The sequence below is a fragment of the Enterobacter sp. WPR_3_1 genome (assembly GCF_003635055.1).
Taxonomy (GTDB): domain Bacteria; phylum Pseudomonadota; class Gammaproteobacteria; order Enterobacterales; family Enterobacteriaceae; genus Enterobacter; species Enterobacter ludwigii.
This window is the reverse complement of record NZ_RBXU01000014.1, coordinates 20,463-39,786: the sequence shown is the minus strand read 5'-3', so window position 1 is coordinate 39,786 and position 19,324 is coordinate 20,463. Positions and strand designations below refer to the sequence as shown.

Below are 19,324 nucleotides of genomic sequence, written 5' to 3'. Positions count from 1 at the left end.
GCTAACTTCCCAAATAAGTCACAATATTGTTATCAGGCTCGTCGCTTGGTTGCAGAGTCCATCCAGACTGCCAGCAAAAGAATGGCCCCCTTGACGATATACTGCCAAAACGTCGGGACGTCCATCATACTCATCCCGTTATCCAACGAAGCCATAATAAATGCCCCCATCACCGCGCCTGCCACGCTGCCGACACCGCCTGCGAGGCTGGTGCCGCCAATGACGCAGGCGGCGATAGCATCCAGCTCGGCGATGTTCCCGGCCGAGGGAGAACCCGCCCCCAGACGCGAGCTGAGGATCAACCCGGCGATAGCAACCATCAGGCCGTTAATGGCGAAGACGGCGAGTTTGGTGCGCTCGACGTTGATCCCTGAAAGACGAGCAGCCTCAAGGTTGCCGCCGATGGCATAAATACGGCGGCCAAACGCGGTACGCGTGGCCATAAACATCCCGGCCAGCAGCAACAGTGCCAGCAGCAATACCGGCGTCGGGACACCGCGATAGTCGTTCAGAAGCCAGATTGCGCCCAGTACAATGACCGCAGTGAGTGCCTGACGACCGACTGTGGACGTTGACGCTGGCGATGCCAGACCCAACGCCTGACGGCGCATTCGTCCACGCCACTGCCAGGCCACAAATGCCAGCAACCCAATCACACCGAACGTAAAGCCGACGCTATCGGCGAGGTAGCTCTGACCAATTTGTGACATGGCTGCGCTGGTAGGGGAGACGGTGGTGCCGTTGGTGATGCCAATTAGGATCCCGCGGAAGGCCAGCATCCCCGCCAGCGTGACAATGAACGACGGGACTTTACGGTAGGCAACCCACCAGCCGTTCCAGGCGCCCAGCAGCAGGCCCAGCACCAGCGTAACCGCAATGGTCAGCGGCAGTGGCCAGCCAAGCCAGACGTCAAAAATGGCCGCCACGCCACCAAGCAGACCCATCATCGACCCCACCGACAGGTCGATTTCCGCCGAGATAATCACGAATACCATGCCCACCGCGAGGATGCCGGTAATGGCAGTCTGACGCAGCAGGTTAGAGACGTTACGCGCGCTTAAGTACGAGCCATCGGTCATCCAGGTAAAGAACAACATGATGGCAATAATCGCCGCGATCATCACGAAAACCTGCAGGTTCAGCGCTTTTAGCCCGGCAAACGCGCCGGGCGTCGGAACAGCGACTTTAATATCAGACGGATTGCTTTTCGACATGACGTTCGCTCCTTAAAGCGGCTTCCATCACCTGCTCCTGCGTCAGGTTCTGGTTAATCAGATTGGCTTTCAGTTTTCCCTCGTGCATGACCAGCACGCGATCGCTCAGGCCGAGCACTTCGGGTAACTCAGACGAGATGACAATGACGGCAATCCCTTGCTGTACAAGCTGATTAATCAGTTTGTAGATTTCGTACTTGGCGCCGATATCGATCCCACGCGTCGGCTCGTCCAGGATCAATATGCGTGGGTTGAGGAGCAGGCAGCGCGCCAGGATTGCCTTCTGCTGGTTGCCCCCGCTCAGACGTCCAATGGCCAGTTCCGGGGAGGATGTTTTGACCTTGAGTCTGGCGAGCGACTGGAGAATGCACTGTTGCTCAGCAGCATCATCGAGGCTGCTCAGCGCACCGGAGAACCTATCGAGCGCGGCAAGCGTGATGTTTTTACCCACTGCCATGACCGGGACGATGCCATCTTTCTTGCGATCCTCCGGCACCATGGCGATACCGTGGGCAATCGCCTGCTGGCAGTTCTCGATTTTTACCGGCTGTCCGTCGATAAAAATACGGCCTTCCCAGCGGCCCGGCCACACGCCAAACAGGCACTGGACGGCTTCAGTTCGTCCGGCCCCGACTAACCCCGCAATACCGAGGATTTCGCCGCTGTGAAGGGAAAACGAGACGTCATTAACGCGCTTGATGTGGCGGTTAACGGGATGCCACGCGGTGAGGTTTTCCACGCGTAACACTTCGTCACCCGTGGTGTGCGGTTCGTTTGGATAGAGCGCCGTGAGCTCGCGCCCCACCATCATGGTGATAATGTCATCTTCACTCATGCCGGCAGCTTCACGTGTGCCGATGTGCTGACCGTCGCGGATCACACAGATGGTGTCCGAAATGGCTTTTACCTCATTGAGCTTGTGCGAAATGTAGATGCACGCAATGCCGTGGTTTTGCAGATCGCGAATGATATTGAGCAGGACGGCCGTTTCCTGCTCGGTGAGGGAGGCCGTTGGCTCATCGAGGATCAACAGCCTTACCTGTTTGTTCAGCGCCTTGGCGATTTCAACCAGCTGTTGTTGCCCGAGGCCAAGATCACCGACGCGCGTATCCGGGGAAATCGCGAGACTTACCTGGGCCAGCAGTTTTTCACAGCGTAGCGTCATGGTGTCGTAATCCAGTACGCCATGACGTGAAATTTCGGCCCCCAGAAAAATGTTCTCCAGCACGGTGAGGTGCTTCACCAGCGCCAGCTCCTGGTGGATGATGGCGATGCCTTTGCGTTCGGTATCGCGAATGTGTGTCGCCTGAATCACTTCACCGGCAAAGACAATTTCGCCTTCGTAACTGCCGTGCGGGTAGATCCCACACAACACTTTCATCAACGTCGATTTGCCCGATCCGTTTTCGCCACACAGCGAGACCACTTCGCCGGGATTGAGCCGCAGACTGACGTTGTCGACCGCTTTCACCGCGCCAAAGCGCTTGGTGATGCTTTTCATTTCAAGTAAATAAGGCATAACTGCTCCACATGACCCGAGGGAAGAACAGTACAACTCGATGCGCCCCCGCAGAGCAGGGGCGCGCTGGATTACAGTTCACTCTTCTTGTGGAAACCGTCTTTAATGACGGTGGCGTCAATGTTGTCTTTATTGACTTCAATGGGGGTGAGCAGACGAGCCGGAACATCTTTAAGCCCGTTATTCAGCGTCGCGTCTGCCTTAGGTTGCTTACCATTTCCCAGCTCCACGGCAATTTCCGCCGCCGTATTCGCAAGCTGGGTAATCGGTTTGTAGACGGTCATGGTTTGTGTGCCTGCCATGATGCGTTTGACGCCCGCGAGGTCGGCATCCTGACCCGAAATAGCCACTTTTCCTGCCAGCCCCTGGGCGCTGAGTGCCTGGATTGCGCCCCCTGCGGTGGCATCGTTGGATGCGACGACAGCATCGATTTTGTTGTTGTTGGCGGTTAAGGCGTTTTCCATGATTTTCAGCGCGTTTTCTGGCAGCCAGCCATCCGCCCACTGATCGCCGACCACTTTAATCTTACCGCTGTCGATATACGGCTTCAGGACTTTCATTTGCCCTTCGCGGAACAGCTTGGCGTTGTTATCAACCGGCGAGCCGCCCATCAGGAAATAATTGCCCTGAGGTACTTTGTCGATCAGGCTTTTAGCCTGTAATTCACCCACTTTTTCATTGTCGAACGAAATATAATAATCGATATCCGCATTATTAATCATGCGGTCATAGGCTAAGACTTTTATGCCTTCTTGTTTGGCTTCTTTAACGACGTTACTTAATACCTGGCCGTTATAAGGGATAATGACCAGCACATCGACGCCGCGGTTGATCATATTCTCAATTTGCGACATTTGCGTTTCTTCGTTGCCGTTCGCGGATTGCACAAACACATTCGCGCCAAGTGATTCCGCTTTTTTCACAAAAATATCGCGATCTTTCTGCCAGCGTTCAAGGCGCAGATCGTCAATCGCCATGCCAATTTTGACTTCCTTGGCATGTCCGGCAAAGCTTGCAAGGAGGAGCGTAGTGCAGAGAGTAAGGGACAGGTTCTTTATCTTCATAATTATAAGGCCTTTTTGTAGGGGTATGTGTTGCTGAGATAAAAGAAACATTCACTGCTGGGACGCAGCAAATTTTTAACGGGGAAAGGCGGGCTGGCAATTACAGATTTTTATCTTCGCATTATGATATTTGGTTTATTTCTGAATTTATGACCGCGATCGAATTTTAAAATACGTAACGTCTTAATTACATTTGATTATGGAAGAGGGGCCGAAAAATAGTTTGCCTGCACATTATTTTGCGAGCCAGCGCACAGTTGTGCATTCTCTCAATAGCAGTGTGAAATAACGTAATTGAGCAAGCCAAAATGTCTATTCACTATTACTCCTGTATCAACGACTCGCCGCATACCCTGATTATGGAGCTCAATATGCAAGCTTATTTCGACCAACTCGATCGTGTTCGTTACGAAGGCCCGAAAACAACCAATCCTTTAGCATTTCGTCACTACAACCCGGATGAGCTGGTGCTGGGTAAGCGCATGGAAGATCATTTGCGCTTTGCCGCCTGTTACTGGCATACCTTCTGCTGGAACGGAGCCGATATGTTCGGCGTGGGTTCCTTTGACCGTCCATGGCAGCAGCCGGGTGAGGCCATCGAGCTGGCGAAGCGTAAAGCCGATGTCGCCTTTGAATTCTTCCACAAGCTGAACGTGCCCTACTACTGCTTCCATGACGTGGATGTGTCGCCGGAAGGCGCCTCACTGAAAGAGTATCTGAACAATTTCGCGCAGATGGTGGATGTGCTGGCGGCTAAACAGCAGCAAAGCGGCGTGAAGCTGCTGTGGGGCACGGCCAACTGCTTTACCAACCCACGCTATGGCGCGGGTGCGGCAACCAATCCGGATCCGGAAGTGTTTAGCTGGGCGGCAACGCAGGTGGTTACCGCAATGAACGCCACGCATCAGCTGGGCGGCGAAAACTATGTGCTGTGGGGCGGTCGTGAAGGCTATGAAACCCTGCTCAACACCGACCTGCGTCAGGAGCGCGAGCAGATTGGCCGCTTTATGCAGATGGTGGTCGACCATAAACACAAAATCGGTTTCCGCGGTACGCTGCTGATCGAACCGAAGCCTCAGGAACCTACTAAGCACCAGTACGACTACGACGTTGCTACCGTGTACGGCTTCCTGAAACAGTTCGGCCTGGAAAAAGAGATCAAAGTTAACATTGAAGCCAACCATGCCACGCTGGCCGGCCACTCTTTCCATCACGAGATCGCGTCTGCTATCGCGCTGGGTATCTTCGGTTCTGTTGATGCTAACCGCGGCGATGCGCAACTGGGTTGGGATACCGACCAGTTCCCGAACAGCGTGGAAGAGAATGCGCTGGTGATGTATGAAATTATCAAAGCGGGTGGTTTCACCACCGGCGGGCTGAACTTCGATGCCAAAGTGCGCCGTCAGAGCACCGACAAATACGACCTGTTCTACGGCCATATTGGCGCAATGGATACCATGGCGCTGGCGCTCAAAGTCGCCGCCCGTATGATTGAAGACGGTGAACTGGATAAACGTGTCGCGAAGCGTTATAGCGGCTGGAACAGTGAGCTGGGTCAGCAAATTTTGAAAGGCCAGTTATCGCTTGCGGACGTCGCGAAGTACGCTGAACAACATCAACTGGCACCGCAGCATCAGAGCGGGCATCAGGAGCTGCTGGAAAACCTGGTTAATCACTACCTGTTCGATAAATAACAGTGAGTAGATAATAACGTAAGCCCGGTAAGCGTCGCGCCACCGGGCATTTCTGTTAAAGGAGTCACCGAATGTATATCGGGATTGATCTTGGCACATCGGGTGTGAAAGCCATCCTGTTAAGCGAGCAGGGCGACGTGTTAGCAACGCAGACAGAAAAGCTGCAGGTCTCACGTCCGCATCCGCTATGGTCGGAACAGGATCCGGAGCAGTGGTGGCTGGCAACGGATCGTGCAATCAAAGCGCTAGGTGAACAGCACAGTCTGCGTGACGTCAAAGCCCTCGGCATTGCCGGGCAAATGCACGGCGCGACGTTACTGGACAGTCAGCATCACGTCCTGCGACCGGCCATTCTCTGGAACGATGGTCGCTGTGCAGAAGAGTGCGCACTCCTTGAAGAGCGAGTACCCACCTCCCGCAGTATTACCGGCAACCTGATGATGCCCGGTTTTACCGCACCAAAGTTACTGTGGGTACACCGCCATGAGCCGGAAATTTTCCGTCAGGTGGCGAAAGTTTTACTGCCAAAAGATTATCTGCGTTTTCGCATGACGGGTGATTTCGCCAGCGACATGTCCGACGCTGCCGGCACGATGTGGCTCGACGTGGCCAAACGTGACTGGAGCGAGGCCATGCTCGATGCCTGCCACCTGACTCGCGAACATATGCCAGCGCTCTATGAGGGCAGTGAGATAACGGGTACCTTACAGCCTGCCGTCGCAGAACGCTGGAATATGCCTGCTGTCCCGGTGGTGGCCGGTGGCGGTGACAACGCGGCGGGTGCCGTGGGGGTCGGGATGGTGGAAGCCGGGCAGGCGATGCTTTCGCTGGGAACGTCTGGCGTCTATTTTGCGGTCAGCGAGGGTTATCGCAGTAATCCTGAAAGTGCCGTTCACAGTTTCTGCCATGCGCTGCCGGGAAAATGGCATCTGATGTCGGTTATGTTGAGCGCCGCCTCTTGCCTTGACTGGGCCGCGAAACTGACCGGGATGGCTGATGTTCCGGCACTGATTGCTGCTGCACAGCAGGCGGATGAAAGTGCGGGTACCGTCTGGTTTTTACCCTATCTTTCCGGCGAGCGCACGCCGCATAACAACCCGGAAGCGAAAGGGGTATTCTTTGGGTTAACCCATCAGCATGGTCCGGCGGAACTGGCTCGTGCCGTTCTGGAAGGCGTGGGATATGCCCTGGCGGACGGAATGGACGTGGTACATGACTGCGGTGTGACGCCGGCGAGTATCACCCTGATTGGCGGCGGTGCGCGTAGCAGCTACTGGCGCCAGATGCTGTCTGATATCAGCGGACTGCAGCTCGATTTTCGTACCGGTGGTGATGTGGGGCCTGCGCTCGGTGCAGCGCGACTGGCACAGATTGCCATGAACCCGGAAACGCCGCTTTCTCAGCTGTTACCGCAGCTTCAACTGGAACAGGCGCATCTGCCTGATGCGTCACGTCATGCGCGTTATGCGCAAAGACGCGAGGTCTTTCGCAAAATCTACCAACAGCTGCTGCCGCTGATGTCGTAAATACGGTTGTCTGTCAGAGGCACGAGGTTGTCCTTTTTTGGTCTGTGCGGGCCTTTATTTCCTTGCCAGTATGGTGTCATACCCACTGGCGAGGAGATTCAACATGTCACGTACTGCATTAATCAACATCGATACTCAGCAGTCTTTTCATCATCGTCATTACTGGCAGGAGGACGAAATTCCTGCCTTTCAGCAGGCGATGCTGGGGCTGATTGAGGGCTGCCAGGCGCGTGGCATTCCTGTCGTTGATATTTTCCATGTAGATGAAGACGGTCCGTTCACACTGCAAAGCGGCTATGTCAAACCGATGGCCTTTTTACGTCATCAGCCGGACGTGGTCTTCCAGAAACACGTCCATAATGCGTTCACGGATACCGGGCTTGACCGCTGGCTGCGTGAGCGAGACATTAATCAGCTCATCGTGTGCGGCATTCGCACGGAACAATGCTGTGAAACCACTGCGCGGGTGGCATCCGATCTGGGCTATGCTGTGACCTTTGTTAGCGAGGCAACGCTCACGTTTCCAATGACGCACAAGGGGATAACCCTGAGCGCAGAGGAACTGCGCCATCGTACCGAGACGGTACTGGCCGGGCGGTTTGCCGACATTAAAACGGTTGCGGAGACGCTGGAGTCACTGTAATGAGCATCGACGTCTGGTTTGTGATGTTGCCCGGGGTGCTGTCATTAGACATGACGGGTCCGGCAGAGACCTTTGTGCTGGCCGGGGACGCGTTTCGCCTGCATTACATTGGTCCGCAGGCAGAGGTTCCGACGTCGATTGGTCTGATGATGGGCGGTATTCAGCCGCTGCCGGAAAACCTGCCTGAGGGCAGTTTGCTGGTGCTGCCGGGGGTAAGCGACTCCCGCTTTCAGTTCTCAACGCCGCAGGCGCAGCTGATCCAGCACTGGTTAATGCGCCTGCAGCCGCACATTCATCGTCAGGATATCACCGTCATGTGTGTCTGTTCAGGGGCGTTGCTGGCGGCAAAATCGGGCTTGCTGAACCACCGGCAGTGCACAACGCATCATGACGTTATAAGCCGTTTGCGTACGGCGGCTCCGACGGCAATCATCAAAGAAAACCGGATCTTCGTGCAGGATGAGAATATCTGGACCAGCGCCGGCATCACCTCGGGCATCGACCTGGCGCTGCATATGATTAACCGCCTGTGTGGCGCAGAAAAAGCGCTGGCCGTGGCGCGCGAAATGGTGGTCTGGTTTCGTCGCTCCGGGGACGATCCCCAGCTGTCGCCATGGTTACGCTACCGCAATCATCTTCACCCGGCCATTCATCGTGCGCAGGACGCGCTTACCACCGAGCCGCACAAAGCCTGGGCTTTACCCGAGATTGCCGCTCTGGCGCATGTCAGCCCGCGCCATTTAACGCGGCTTTTTCAGACGCATTTAGGGATAAGCGTTCGCGACTATCTGGAGCAGTTGCGTCTGGCGGTGGCTGAACAGTGGCTGTTGCAAGGGCGTGGCGTGGAACAGGCCTCACTGGCCGCGGGGTTTTCCTCCCCGCGCCAGTATCATCGTGCCCGACAGCGCAGCGTTAACTGACGAAGCGGCGGGTGTCGACCTTCTGCAGCAGCATTGACAGCAGCAGGCTCGCCATCAGCGTGACGGTGAAAATCCAGAGGATATCCAGTACCGGCCAGCTTTTGAACTCTACCCCTCTCGTTCTCAGGGCGTGGATCACCAGCGCGTGAAAACCGTATATTCCGAGCGAGTGTCGGGAGATAACGCTCAGCACCGGAAGGGGGCGTGCGTTCAGGGTGTTTTTGGCGAGCGTAAGCAGGGATACGGCACAGATGAAGACCATCGGGCCGCAATACAGGTACCAGGTATCGGCAAAATTGCCGCGCCATTGCAGTTCATGCAGCGTCCCACGCGAAATGACGATCACGCCGATGATAAACAGCGCTGCACATAGCCCGTTCATGCCGCGTTTTTGGGTGTCCATCATCCCGATAGCTCGCCCCAGCATGCCGTAGAGTACGTAGTAAAAGGTATCGCCGTTGATATAGAGATTGACCGGTAACCATTCAAAACCATCAATTTTCTGCGAGACCGTATTCGGGTTGGCTATGATGCCAATGACCACCATCAGCGCCAGCAGCATTTTCCCGCTCACGGTTTTCACCTGAATCAGTGGGGAAACCAGATAGATAACGATAATGGCGAAGAAAAACCACAGATGGTAGAAGACGGGTTTTTGCAGAAGGTATTTGAGTGATAGCCCGGCGTTAATCGAGGTGAACAGGGTGATATAGAGCAAGGCCACGGCGCTGTAGAAGCCCAGGCAGGCGGCGATGCGGATAAAATGACGCGGTTGCGCGCTACGCTCGCCAAAAAAGAGAAAGCCGGAAATCATAAAGAACAACGGCACACTGACCCGCGACGCGGAGTTAAGAATATTGGCTATATCCCAGTTAACAGGGCTGATACTGTGCGCATTGGTGACATACCAGGTCGTCGTGTGGATCATGACCACCATCAGACACGCTATTCCTCGCAGATTATCAATCCAGCTAATTTTTGACGACATCAGTTCCTCATCATCCCTTGTAAATTCAGTGTGACTGCGATTGTATTGAAGCCTCTCCCTGGAAAATTCTGAGTTTTATTGAGCAGCCTTGTTTGAAAGCCGCGAGGTTCGCAGAATGCCAGGGCATAATCTATAAAAGCTTTGCTACTAAAAATAACAGCCACTGAACAGGGCGGTAATAAAAATGATGATGAAGCGTGCGGCGTCACTCTTTCTGCTGTTTATCCTGGCAGGTTGCAGTACGCCACCCTCTGCACCCGTGCAAAAAGCACAGCAGGGAAAAATCAGCCCGGAACGCTCCCTGAATATGGAGCAGTTCTGTAAGGATCAGGCTGCGCGCCGCTATAACTCGGATGCGCAGAACATTGATGTCACCGGATTTGAGCGATTCCAGGGGAGTTATGAGCTGAAAGGCCATACGTCCCGTAAAGAGGGCTTTGTCTGTTCGTTTGACGCAGACGGTCAGTTTTTACATCTCTCCATGCGCTAAGCCACCCGCATAATCAACAGCCAGACGCCGGCAGCTGCCTGGCGTGGTGGCTTATTTCCCCAATTTTCCCTAAACAAACCCGTTTCGTACTGTATATCTTGCAGGCAGCGGGTATACTGGTCCCTTCCATTTAAAACCACACGTATCCAGCACGACATACTATGCAAAAGTTTGATACCAAGACCTTCCAGGGCCTGATCCTGACCTTACAGGATTACTGGGCTCGTCAGGGCTGTACCATTGTTCAACCTTTGGACATGGAAGTAGGCGCAGGCACTTCACACCCAATGACCAGCTTACGCGCGTTGGGGCCGGAGCCAATGGCGACTGCTTATGTGCAACCTTCACGTCGTCCGACCGATGGCCGTTACGGCGAAAACCCGAACCGTCTGCAGCATTACTATCAGTTCCAGGTGGTGATTAAGCCATCGCCAGACAACATTCAGGAACTGTACCTCGGGTCACTGAAAGAGCTGGGTATGGATCCAACCATTCACGACATCCGTTTCGTGGAAGATAACTGGGAGAACCCAACGCTGGGTGCCTGGGGTCTGGGTTGGGAAGTGTGGCTGAACGGTATGGAAGTGACGCAGTTCACTTACTTCCAGCAGGTTGGCGGTCTGGAATGTAAACCGATTACCGGCGAAATCACCTACGGTCTGGAACGTCTGGCCATGTATATTCAGGGCGTAGACAGCGTTTACGACCTGGTCTGGAGCGACGGCCCGCTGGGTAAAACCACCTACGGCGACGTGTTCCATCAGAACGAAGTGGAGCAATCCACTTATAACTTCGAATACGCGGATGTGGACTTCCTGTTCACCTGCTTCGAGCAGTACGAGAAAGAAGCGCAGCAGTTGTTGGCGCTGGAGTCTCCGCTGCCGCTGCCTGCTTACGAGCGTATTCTGAAGGCCGCCCACAGCTTCAACCTGCTGGACGCCCGCAAAGCCATCTCCGTGACTGAACGTCAGCGCTACATTCTGCGTATTCGTACCCTGACCAAAGCCGTTGCAGAAGCGTACTATGCGTCCCGTGAAGCCCTTGGCTTCCCGATGTGCAACCGAAACAAATAAGAGGCGGCCATGTCTGAGAAAACTTTCCTGGTGGAAATTGGCACCGAAGAGCTGCCACCAAAAGCCCTGCGCAGCCTGGCTGAATCTTTTGCTGCGAACGTGACTGCTGAGCTGGATAACGCTGGCCTGGCACACGGTAAAATTGAATGGTTTGCTGCTCCGCGTCGTCTGGCGCTGAAAGTGGCGAACCTGGCGGCGTCTCAGCCGGATCGTGAAGTTGAAAAACGTGGCCCGGCGATTGCTCAGGCGTTTGATGCTGAAGGCAAGCCAAGCAAAGCGGCTGAAGGCTGGGCGCGTGGTTGTGGTATCACCGTCGATCAGGCTGAGCGTCTGACCACCGATAAAGGCGAGTGGCTGCTGTACCGTGCACATGTGAAAGGTGAAAGTGCGCAAGCGCTGCTGCCTGACATGATTGCCACGTCGCTGGCCAGGCTGCCGATTCCAAAACTGATGCGCTGGGGCGCAAGCGACGTGCACTTCGTGCGTCCTGTGCACACCGTGACGCTGCTGCTGGGCGATACCGTTATTCCGGCCACCATCCTGGGTGTGGCGTCCGATCGCGTGATCCGTGGGCACCGCTTCATGGGCGAGCCTGAGTTCACCATCGACAATGCTGACCAGTATCCGCAGATCCTGCTGGAGCGCGGTAAAGTTATTGCTGACTACGAACAGCGTAAAGCCAAAATCAAGGCGGATGCGGAAGACGCGGCGCGTAAGATTGGCGGTAAAGCGGATCTGAGCGACAGCCTGCTGGAAGAAGTAACCTCTCTGGTTGAATGGCCAGTGGTACTGACCGCGAAGTTCGAAGAGAAATTCCTGGCCGTGCCGGCTGAAGCGCTGGTGTACACCATGAAGGGTGACCAGAAGTACTTCCCGGTTTACGCCAACGACGGCAAGCTGCTGCCAAACTTCATCTTCGTGGCGAACATTGAATCAAAAGATCCGATCCAGATTATCTCCGGTAACGAGAAAGTGGTGCGTCCACGTCTGGCGGATGCCGAGTTCTTCTTCAACACCGACCGTAAAAAGCGTCTGGAAGATCACCTGCCACGTCTGCAGACCGTGCTGTTCCAGCAACAGCTGGGTACGCTGCGCGACAAGACTGACCGTATTGCGGAGCTGTCTGGCTGGATCGCACGTGAAATCGGTGCGGATGTGAACCACGCAACGCGCGCGGGTTTACTGTCCAAGTGTGACCTGATGACCAACATGGTGTTCGAATTTACCGACACCCAGGGTGTGATGGGGATGCACTACGCGCGTCACGACGGTGAAGCGGAAGATGTGGCCGTGGCCCTGAACGAGCAGTATCAGCCGCGCTTTGCGGGTGACGCGCTGCCGTCTAATCCGGTGGCTTGTGCGGTCGCGATTGCCGATAAGATGGACACCCTTGCAGGTATCTTTGGCATCGGCCAGCATCCAAAAGGCGACAAAGACCCGTTTGCGCTGCGTCGTGCTGCCCTGGGCGTGCTGCGTATCATCGTTGAAAAGAACCTGAACCTGGATCTGCAGACCCTGACTGAAGAAGCGGTACGTCTGTACGGTGATAAGCTGACCAACGCCAACGTGGTCGACGATGTGATCGACTTTATGCTTGGTCGCTTCCGTGCGTGGTATCAGGACGAAGGTTACACCGTCGATACCATTCAGGCGGTACTGGCACGTCGTCCAACCCGTCCGGCAGATTTCGATGCGCGTATGAAGGCGGTTTCCCACTTCCGTACGCTGGAAGCTGCATCCGCACTGGCCGCGGCTAACAAGCGTGTCTCTAACATTCTGGCGAAATCCGACGAAACGCTGAACGAGCGTGTCAACGCTGCGACGCTGAAAGAGCCAGAAGAGATCGCCCTGGCGATGCAGGTTGTGGTACTGCGTGACAAGCTGGAGCCGTATTTCGCCGAAGGCCGCTACCAGGAAGCCCTGGTGGAGCTGGCGGAACTGCGTGATGTCATCGATGCCTTCTTCGAGAAAGTGATGGTGAACGTGGAAGATAAAGAGCTGCGTATCAACCGTCTCTCTATGCTCGAAAAACTGCGTGAGCTGTTCCTGCGCGTGGCGGATATTTCGCTGCTGCAGTAACGTGCATGTGCCCGGTGACGGGCCAGCAGATGAGAAAAAACCCGCTTCGGCGGGTTTTTTTATGTCTCGTTTTTTGTGAGCCAGGTAAGCGCAGTGCAATCGCCTAAAAATTCACCTTGAAATGGTCAGCAAATTACCGTTATCCTGTTTCTCGTTATATTTCTCCCTCAGGAGCGCATCCCGAAAATGAACAAACACGACTGATGAATTTCGATCCTTGCTAAACGCGACCGCGTCGGCAGGGGATGTTTTGATTTCATTCAGGAGTGCTTATGGCTCATTTTGCGCAATCCCCTTCTTTTATTTTGCATCAGGTGACCTGTCAGTTTGCGACGGGCGATACCCTTTTTGGTCCGCTGAATCTTTCTCTGGCGCCGTCACTGTGCGCGCTGGTTGGCCGCAACGGCAGCGGTAAAACACGTCTGCTACGTTTGCTGGCAGGGTGTGATGAACCTGCCAGCGGTCATATCGAACGTTTTGCAACGTACGCTTATGTGGCACAACAGCCCGATATCTCCCCGCGAACCACGCTTGCTGAGCTGCTGGGGTATGAGGCGATTTTTGCGGCGCGTAAGCGCATCGACAGCGGTGACTACCAGCCCGATGATTTGGCGTTACTCGACGGACACTGGGATGTAGCAGAACGTCTGAGCGAGGCGTTTTTCCACGCAAAACTTCCACCATTTGACCCGGATAAATCAGCCATGGAACTCAGTGGCGGCGAGCGCATTCGCGCGTTGCTCTGTGGCGCGTTTACGGCTGATGCGGATTATCTGCTGCTGGACGAACCCACCAACCATCTCGATCGGCAGGGACGTGAGTGGTTCTACGACCAGCTCGCCCGTTATCAGGGGGGCGTGCTGGTGGCCTCCCACGACCGTGAACTGCTGGCGAAGGTACCGCGTATTCTTGAACTGAGCGCCTCGGGTCTTCGCCACTACGGTGGCAGTTACGACGACTATACGCATCAGCGGGACGCCGAACAGCAGGCAGCCCGTGCGGCACTGGAACATGCGGCAACAGAACGCAAACGCACCCGCGCGCGGATGCAAAAAGAGCATGACGAAAGCCAGCGGCGTTCGGCGAAGACGTTACGTACGGTCGATAACCTTAATATCGCCTCGTTCGAGCGGGTCAGATACAACATGGCAGCCAAAGAGCGCATTGGCGCCTGGAAAAAACAGCATGGCGATCAACATGAAGCGCTGAATGCCGCGGTGAACAAGGCCCGGGAGCGAGTTGAAGAGGAGAATCCGGTGATGTTCACGTTGCCTGGAAGCCAGATTGCTGAGGGGAAACAGGTGCTGGTGATGGAGGGGCTGGTGCTGCCACACGTCACTCTCCCTCCGACCAACTGGCGGATGGACGGACCGATGCGCGTGGCGCTAAAAGGGCCAAACGGCTGCGGTAAATCGACGCTTTTAAAAGCCATTCTCGGCGAAGTGGCTCCGCTCTCAGGAACGTGTAAGGTATCGGTAAACTGCGCTTATCTCGATCAACATCTGTCGCAGCTCGATCTTTCGCAGTCGGTGATGGCGCATCTCAATCTGAGTCATACACCTCTGGAAGAGGGTGTGCTGCGAACCCGTTTAGCGCAGCTTCAGTTGGGCGCTGACAAAGTGGTGCTTCCGCTGGCTGAGCTGAGCGGCGGGGAACGTCTCAAGGCTGCTCTGGCCTGTGTCTTGTGGCGTGAAGACGCTACGCAGCTTTTACTGCTGGATGAACCGACCAACCATCTGGATCTGGCCTCGGTCGAGGCGATTGAAGCCGCACTGGCCGGTTTCCCCGGGGCATTGCTGGTGGTTTCTCACGATGAGGCTTTTTTGCGGGGGTTAGCATTGACGCATGAACTGGTCTGGGAAGAGGCGGGTTGGCGGTGTGCCCCCCTTTAAAACACAAGCCCCCGCAAAGGCGGGGGCGGTAACTCACTTTACTGCATCATGCTATATGCTTGCTGAGTGCAGGGTTGGCCTGAATCAGGCGCATCAGCTTTAGCTCGGTTGGGGTGGGTTTTTCGCGTTTTGACTCCCACTCCTGCACCATAGCCACGCTGACACCCATCGCTCTGGCGAATTCTTCAGTTTTTAATCCAGTCCCTTTGCGCAATTGCTCATATTCTTTAAAGGGATTGGATCTTTGTTGCAGGGTTAACGTCTGCGGTACATCTTTAAAAATAATCTGTTCCAGGCTGCTCAGCAGCTCAAGCTCAGGATCTTTATATTCCATTGAGGACTCCTCTTAAATCACATACCGGGATCAAGAACATCAGAGAGCCTGTTAAGAATAGTCCCTAATACAAACGACGGATCGTCACGGATGTGATTAATCGTGCGGTAACGATCGCTTTATGCGTTTCAGCCGTTGCCACGGTGAGACTAATTACCTGATTACGCTTATGTCGGCTTCGCCAGGTATTTTTTTGTAAATAGTAAGAAATAAAACGGCAATAGCCGTTTTGCATGAAAAGAGTATCTTGCAGGGCTGACCTGGACTATCCTTGTCAGCGTCGGGCACGCATGTGCCGGTGTGCGCTTTTTTGGGTGAAAGGAGTAATGAAATGGCGACAGGAAAGTCCTGCTCTCGCTGGTTTGCGCCTATTGCGGCGTTGTTGATGGTTGTTAGCCTGAGTGGGTGTTTTGATAAAGAAGGCGATCAGCGCAAAGCGTTTATCGATTTTCTACAGAATACGGTGATGCGCAGCGGTGAACGGTTGCCGACGCTGACTGCGGATCAGAAAAAACAGTTTGGCCCCTTCGTGTCTGATTACGCCATTCTTTATGGTTATTCACAGCAGGTGAGCCAGGCGATGGATTCCGGTATCCGTCCGGTTGTGGATAGCGTGAACGCTATTCGCGTCCCGCAGGATTACATGACGCAACGTGAACCGCTGCGCCAGTCCAACGGTGCGCTCGGCGTGCTGAGCCAACAGCTGCAGAATGCGAAAATGCAGGCGGACGCGTCACGTTCCGCGCTGAAGCAGGGCGACGATCTCAAACCGGTCTTCGACAAAGTGTATGAGAAAGTGGTGTCGAAACCTTCTGAAGCGATGCAACCGCTGATCCCGGCCGCGCAAATTTTCACGCAGCAGCTGGTTCAGGTGGGGGACTTTATCTCCCAGCAGGGCACTCAGGTGAGCTTTGTGGCCAACGGTATTCAGTTCCCGACCTCGCAGCAGGCAAGCCAGTATAATGCGCTGATTGGGCCACTGGCCTCCCAGCACCAGGCCTTTAGTCAGGCGTGGAGTGCAGCGGTCGCTGCCACAGAATAAATCGGAAAACCCCGCCTCAGGCGGGGTTTTTTATTCTGGGCGAAAATAACGCTTGTTATTCTTCTACCACATCGGTATAACTATACAGGTCGGTTTGTTACACAGACCTAAAGCAGTTTAGTAAAGCAGTCCAGATTGTTATCCATAGATACCCTTCGTAGTGACCCTTCCTTCATCGCTTAAAAATCTGTAACACAATCCATCAAGCCGGAAGGCACAATATATTTGTTAATTAAGGTAATTCTATGTCTGCTAAAATGACTGGTCTGGTAAAATGGTTCAACGCTGATAAAGGTTTCGGCTTCATCACTCCTGACGATGGCTCTAAAGACGTGTTCGTACACTTCTCTGCTATCCAGAACGAAGGCTACAAATCTCTGGATGAAGGTCAGAAAGTTTCCTTCACCATCGAAAGCGGCGCTAAAGGCCCAGCAGCTGGTAACGTTGTAAGCCTGTAAGCTTCCAACCCAGTAGCACAAATTTTAAAAACCCGCCTTCTGGCGGGTTTTTTCATTTCTATCGCTGAACCTGCGGGTTAACGCAGTTGATTTCCACCTTTCCGCTAAGGGCAGCGATCAGGTTGTCTACCGCGGTTGCAGCCATGTTATAGCGTGTTTCATGGGTTGCTGAGCCGATGTGGGGCAGGGCCACCACGTTGGGCAATGAAAGCAACGGTGAGTCCACCGGCAGCGGTTCCTGTTCAAACACGTCAAGACCGGCAGCGTGGATCTCACCCTGTTGCAGAGCCTCAATCAACGCCTTCTCATCCACCACCGGGCCACGACCCGCGTTGATGAAAATGGCCGTTTTCTTCATTTTTTCAAACGCCTCTTTACCGATAAGATGACGGGTTTCGTCCGTCAGCGGCAGGATCAGACAGACAAAATCGGCTTCCTGCAGCAGCGTATCCAGCTCGCAGTAGCGGGCGTTAAAACGTTCTTCGGCTTCACTGTGATGACGACGCGCGTTATATAGAATCGGCATGTTAAAACCAAAATGTGCGCGCTGCGCCAGAGCCAGGCCAATACGGCCCATGCCAACGATGCCCAGCGTTTTGCCATGAACATCCACCCCAAACCAGTCCGGACCAATGCTTTTTGTCCATTCGCCAGCTTTGACGCGATCGGCCACTTCGACCACACGACGCGCCGTGCTGAGGACCAGCGCCATCAGCGTGTCGGCCACGGTCTCCGTCAGCGCATGTGGCGTATGCATCAACAGGATCTTGCGGGCGTTAAGGGCATCCACGTCGAAGTTGTCATAGCCCACGGAAACGGTAGAGGTAGCACGAAGTTTCGGCATTTTCTCCAGCAGGGCGACATCCACTTTTTCGCTTGAACCCAGCAAACCTTCGGCGCTGGCGAACGCATCGGCGTGCTGCGCCACGGTTTCCGGGCTGAGGTTCTTCACCTGGGTAACGGTGAAGTGTTCCTCAAGGCGTTTCTGCAGATCTTCCGGCAGTGCTTTATACAAAATGACGGACGGCTTCATGCTAATCTCCGTTGATTTTTAAGGATTCAGGCGTGGCGTGCGCCGACAGGTAATTGTTGATTATTAGCAGGCTTAACAATCAGAGTAAGCCACACGGAGGTGAAAAGCGCTACCCCCATAAATATGTACGATGCGGACGGGCTGCCGGTTGCTCCGTTCAGGTAACCCACAAACCAGGAGCCGCAGAACGAGCCCAGCGCCCCCATACTGTTAATCAGTGCCATCGCGCCGCCTGCGACGTTACGCGGCAGCATCTCCGGGATGATCGCAAAGAACGGTCCATAAGGGGCGTACATTGCCGCACCCGCAATCACCAGCAGGGTGTAAGAGACCCAGAAATGGTTCGCGCCGACGGCCCAGGAACCAATGAAGGCAAAGGCAGCGATCAGCAGCAGCGGCCAGACAAACAGCTTACGGTTCTGCATTTTGTCCGATGCCCATGACGCAATGATCATGGCGATCGTGGCCGCGAGGTAAGGTACAGACGACAGCCAGCCCACTTCCACCATGCCAAGGTTTTCACCGGCATTGCGGAGAATCGATGGCAGCCACAGTACGAAACCGTACACGCCAATGCTCCAGGTGAAATACTGGGCGCAGAGCAGAATCACGTTACGCGAGCGGAATGCTTCGCCGTAGTTACGCACCGCTTTCAGGCCTTGCTGTTCTTTATCCAGCTGCGCCTGCAGAGCGGCTTTTTCATCTTCGGAGAGCCATTTCGCCTGCGCAGGTTTATCTTTTACCAGCATCCACCAGCAGAATGCCCAGATAACCGCCGGCACCCCTTCGATAATGAACATTTCGCGCCAGCCGAAGGACTGGATCAGGTAGCCAGAAACCACCGACATCCACAGCACGGTGACCGGGTTACCGAGGATCAGGAAAGTATTGGCTCGTGAGCGCTCGGATTTGGTAAACCAGTTGCTGATATAAATCAGCATCGCGGGCATTACCGCTGCCTCAACGACCCCAAGAATAAAGCGAATGGCTGCCAGCGCTGGAATATTATTCACCACGCCGGTCAGTGAGGCGCAGGCACCCCACAGGATCAGGCAAACGAAAATCAATTTGCGGACGCTGCGACGCTCCGCATAGATAGCGCCGGGGATCTGGAAGAAGAAGTAGCCCAGGAAGAAAAGGGCACCCAGCAACGAAGAGATACCTTTGGTGATCCCCAGGTCTTCGGTGATCCCTGCCGCGGACGCGAAACTGAAGTTGGCACGATCAAGGTACGCCAGGCTGTACGTGATAAACACGATTGGCATGATGTACCACCAGCGTTTTACTGCATTGGTCGAACTGTTCATAGGCTTGCCTCTGTTGTTGAGGTTTGTACCGCCGTTGTATGTAGGGTA

At 54.6% G+C, this 19,324-nt stretch carries 17 protein-coding genes; 10 read left to right on the top strand and 7 right to left on the bottom strand.

Translation table 11 applies throughout. The features are described 5' to 3' along the window. Nucleotides 1-32: 32 nt before the first annotated feature. From xylH to xylF, 3 genes are all read right to left on the bottom strand, one after another. Nucleotides 33-1,214 carry a xylose ABC transporter permease XylH gene (gene xylH / locus BJ887_RS19810; protein WP_014168116.1) on the bottom strand — a complete coding sequence of 394 codons (1,182 nt, stop codon included), beginning with the start codon at nucleotides 1,212-1,214 and terminating at the stop codon, nucleotides 33-35. Further along, nucleotides 1,192-2,733 (bottom strand): xylose ABC transporter ATP-binding protein, encoded by a 1,542-nt coding sequence (locus BJ887_RS19805; protein ID WP_020882648.1) that lies wholly within the window; start codon nucleotides 2,731-2,733, stop codon nucleotides 1,192-1,194. The genes xylH and BJ887_RS19805 overlap by 23 nt, the downstream gene beginning before the upstream one ends. 71 nt (nucleotides 2,734-2,804) lie before the next feature. After that, nucleotides 2,805-3,797, bottom strand: coding sequence for a D-xylose ABC transporter substrate-binding protein (xylF, locus tag BJ887_RS19800; protein WP_032679983.1), 993 nt, complete (start codon nucleotides 3,795-3,797; stop codon nucleotides 2,805-2,807). Between the two features lie 371 nt (nucleotides 3,798-4,168). On the opposite strand from xylF, the gene xylA reads away from it, so the two are divergent. From xylA to BJ887_RS19775, 4 genes are all read left to right on the top strand, one after another. Beyond that, on the top strand, nucleotides 4,169-5,491 hold the full coding sequence (gene xylA, locus BJ887_RS19790) for a xylose isomerase (RefSeq protein WP_086462926.1): 1,323 nt from the start codon (nucleotides 4,169-4,171) through the stop codon (nucleotides 5,489-5,491). Between the two features lie 71 nt (nucleotides 5,492-5,562). Then, complete coding sequence (gene xylB, locus BJ887_RS19785; RefSeq protein ID WP_121340321.1) at nucleotides 5,563-7,017, top strand: xylulokinase; 1,455 nt, start codon at nucleotides 5,563-5,565, stop codon at nucleotides 7,015-7,017. A gap of 103 nt (nucleotides 7,018-7,120) precedes the next feature. Next, nucleotides 7,121-7,660 (top strand): isochorismatase family protein, encoded by a 540-nt coding sequence (locus BJ887_RS19780; RefSeq protein ID WP_020882645.1) that lies wholly within the window; start codon nucleotides 7,121-7,123, stop codon nucleotides 7,658-7,660. After that, on the top strand, nucleotides 7,660-8,580 hold the full coding sequence (locus BJ887_RS19775; RefSeq protein WP_121340320.1) for a GlxA family transcriptional regulator: 921 nt from the start codon (nucleotides 7,660-7,662) through the stop codon (nucleotides 8,578-8,580). The genes BJ887_RS19780 and BJ887_RS19775 overlap by 1 nt, the downstream gene beginning before the upstream one ends. Here BJ887_RS19775 and BJ887_RS19770 read toward each other — a convergent pair. Continuing rightward, a complete protein-coding gene (locus BJ887_RS19770) occupies nucleotides 8,573-9,568 on the bottom strand; it encodes an acyltransferase (RefSeq protein WP_014168123.1) in 996 nt (331 codons plus the stop codon). The genes BJ887_RS19775 and BJ887_RS19770 overlap by 8 nt on opposite strands. Before the next feature lie 184 nt (nucleotides 9,569-9,752). Here BJ887_RS19770 and BJ887_RS19765 point away from each other — a divergent pair, with 184 nt between their 5' ends. The 4 genes from BJ887_RS19765 to BJ887_RS19750 all read left to right on the top strand — a co-directional run bounded on the left by BJ887_RS19765 (nucleotide 9,753) and on the right by BJ887_RS19750 (nucleotide 15,102). Then, a complete protein-coding gene (locus tag BJ887_RS19765; RefSeq protein WP_014168124.1) occupies nucleotides 9,753-10,058 on the top strand; it encodes a YsaB family lipoprotein in 306 nt (101 codons plus the stop codon). A 161-nt stretch (nucleotides 10,059-10,219) separates the two neighbouring features. After that, nucleotides 10,220-11,131 carry a glycine--tRNA ligase subunit alpha gene (gene glyQ, locus BJ887_RS19760; RefSeq protein WP_014168125.1) on the top strand — a complete coding sequence of 304 codons (912 nt, stop codon included), beginning with the start codon at nucleotides 10,220-10,222 and terminating at the stop codon, nucleotides 11,129-11,131. Between the two features lie 9 nt (nucleotides 11,132-11,140). Continuing rightward, nucleotides 11,141-13,210 (top strand): glycine--tRNA ligase subunit beta, encoded by a 2,070-nt coding sequence (glyS, locus tag BJ887_RS19755; RefSeq protein ID WP_014168126.1) that lies wholly within the window; start codon nucleotides 11,141-11,143, stop codon nucleotides 13,208-13,210. Nucleotides 13,211-13,482: 272 nt separating this feature from the next. After that, on the top strand, nucleotides 13,483-15,102 hold the full coding sequence (locus tag BJ887_RS19750) for an ABC-F family ATP-binding cassette domain-containing protein (protein WP_121340319.1): 1,620 nt from the start codon (nucleotides 13,483-13,485) through the stop codon (nucleotides 15,100-15,102). A 46-nt stretch (nucleotides 15,103-15,148) separates the two neighbouring features. On the opposite strand, the gene BJ887_RS19745 is transcribed toward BJ887_RS19750, so the two are convergent. Next, nucleotides 15,149-15,436: an HTH-type transcriptional regulator gene (locus BJ887_RS19745; protein ID WP_014168128.1), complete on the bottom strand. Its 288-nt coding sequence runs from the start codon at nucleotides 15,434-15,436 to the stop codon at nucleotides 15,149-15,151. A 331-nt stretch (nucleotides 15,437-15,767) separates the two neighbouring features. Here BJ887_RS19745 and BJ887_RS19740 point away from each other — a divergent pair, with 331 nt between their 5' ends. After that, nucleotides 15,768-16,478, top strand: a complete 711-nt coding sequence (locus tag BJ887_RS19740; protein WP_020882641.1) for a DUF3053 domain-containing protein — start codon at nucleotides 15,768-15,770, stop codon at nucleotides 16,476-16,478. A 245-nt stretch (nucleotides 16,479-16,723) separates the two neighbouring features. Next, a complete protein-coding gene (cspA, locus tag BJ887_RS19735; protein ID WP_014168131.1) occupies nucleotides 16,724-16,936 on the top strand; it encodes an RNA chaperone/antiterminator CspA in 213 nt (70 codons plus the stop codon). A gap of 58 nt (nucleotides 16,937-16,994) precedes the next feature. Here the strand turns inward: cspA and ghrB are convergent, their stop codons facing one another. Next, nucleotides 16,995-17,969, bottom strand: a complete 975-nt coding sequence (gene ghrB / locus BJ887_RS19730) for a glyoxylate/hydroxypyruvate reductase GhrB (protein ID WP_014168132.1) — start codon at nucleotides 17,967-17,969, stop codon at nucleotides 16,995-16,997. Nucleotides 17,970-17,995: 26 nt separating this feature from the next. After that, nucleotides 17,996-19,276 (bottom strand): MFS transporter, encoded by a 1,281-nt coding sequence (locus tag BJ887_RS19725; protein WP_121340318.1) that lies wholly within the window; start codon nucleotides 19,274-19,276, stop codon nucleotides 17,996-17,998. Nucleotides 19,277-19,324 lie beyond the last annotated feature (48 nt).

Excerpts from the sequence above, each read along its gene's own strand:
- BJ887_RS19725 (WP_121340318.1), bottom strand. The coding sequence starts at position 19,276 with ATGAACAGTTCGACCAATGCAGTAAAACGCTGGTGGTACATCATGCCA.
- xylB (WP_121340321.1), top strand. The coding sequence starts at position 5,563 with ATGTATATCGGGATTGATCTTGGCACATCGGGTGTGAAAGCCATCCTG.
- xylF (WP_032679983.1), bottom strand. The coding sequence starts at position 3,797 with ATGAAGATAAAGAACCTGTCCCTTACTCTCTGCACTACGCTCCTCCTT.
- glyS (WP_014168126.1), top strand. The coding sequence starts at position 11,141 with ATGTCTGAGAAAACTTTCCTGGTGGAAATTGGCACCGAAGAGCTGCCA.
- BJ887_RS19775 (WP_121340320.1), top strand. The coding sequence starts at position 7,660 with ATGAGCATCGACGTCTGGTTTGTGATGTTGCCCGGGGTGCTGTCATTA.
- BJ887_RS19780 (WP_020882645.1), top strand. The coding sequence starts at position 7,121 with ATGTCACGTACTGCATTAATCAACATCGATACTCAGCAGTCTTTTCAT.
- BJ887_RS19750 (WP_121340319.1), top strand. The coding sequence starts at position 13,483 with ATGGCTCATTTTGCGCAATCCCCTTCTTTTATTTTGCATCAGGTGACC.
- cspA (WP_014168131.1), top strand. The coding sequence starts at position 16,724 with ATGTCTGCTAAAATGACTGGTCTGGTAAAATGGTTCAACGCTGATAAA.
- BJ887_RS19745 (WP_014168128.1), bottom strand. The coding sequence starts at position 15,436 with ATGGAATATAAAGATCCTGAGCTTGAGCTGCTGAGCAGCCTGGAACAG.
- BJ887_RS19740 (WP_020882641.1), top strand. The coding sequence starts at position 15,768 with ATGGCGACAGGAAAGTCCTGCTCTCGCTGGTTTGCGCCTATTGCGGCG.
- BJ887_RS19765 (WP_014168124.1), top strand. The coding sequence starts at position 9,753 with ATGATGATGAAGCGTGCGGCGTCACTCTTTCTGCTGTTTATCCTGGCA.
- glyQ (WP_014168125.1), top strand. The coding sequence starts at position 10,220 with ATGCAAAAGTTTGATACCAAGACCTTCCAGGGCCTGATCCTGACCTTA.
- xylA (WP_086462926.1), top strand. The coding sequence starts at position 4,169 with ATGCAAGCTTATTTCGACCAACTCGATCGTGTTCGTTACGAAGGCCCG.
- BJ887_RS19805 (WP_020882648.1), bottom strand. The coding sequence starts at position 2,733 with ATGCCTTATTTACTTGAAATGAAAAGCATCACCAAGCGCTTTGGCGCG.
- ghrB (WP_014168132.1), bottom strand. The coding sequence starts at position 17,969 with ATGAAGCCGTCCGTCATTTTGTATAAAGCACTGCCGGAAGATCTGCAG.
- xylH (WP_014168116.1), bottom strand. The coding sequence starts at position 1,214 with ATGTCGAAAAGCAATCCGTCTGATATTAAAGTCGCTGTTCCGACGCCC.
- BJ887_RS19770 (WP_014168123.1), bottom strand. The coding sequence starts at position 9,568 with ATGTCGTCAAAAATTAGCTGGATTGATAATCTGCGAGGAATAGCGTGT.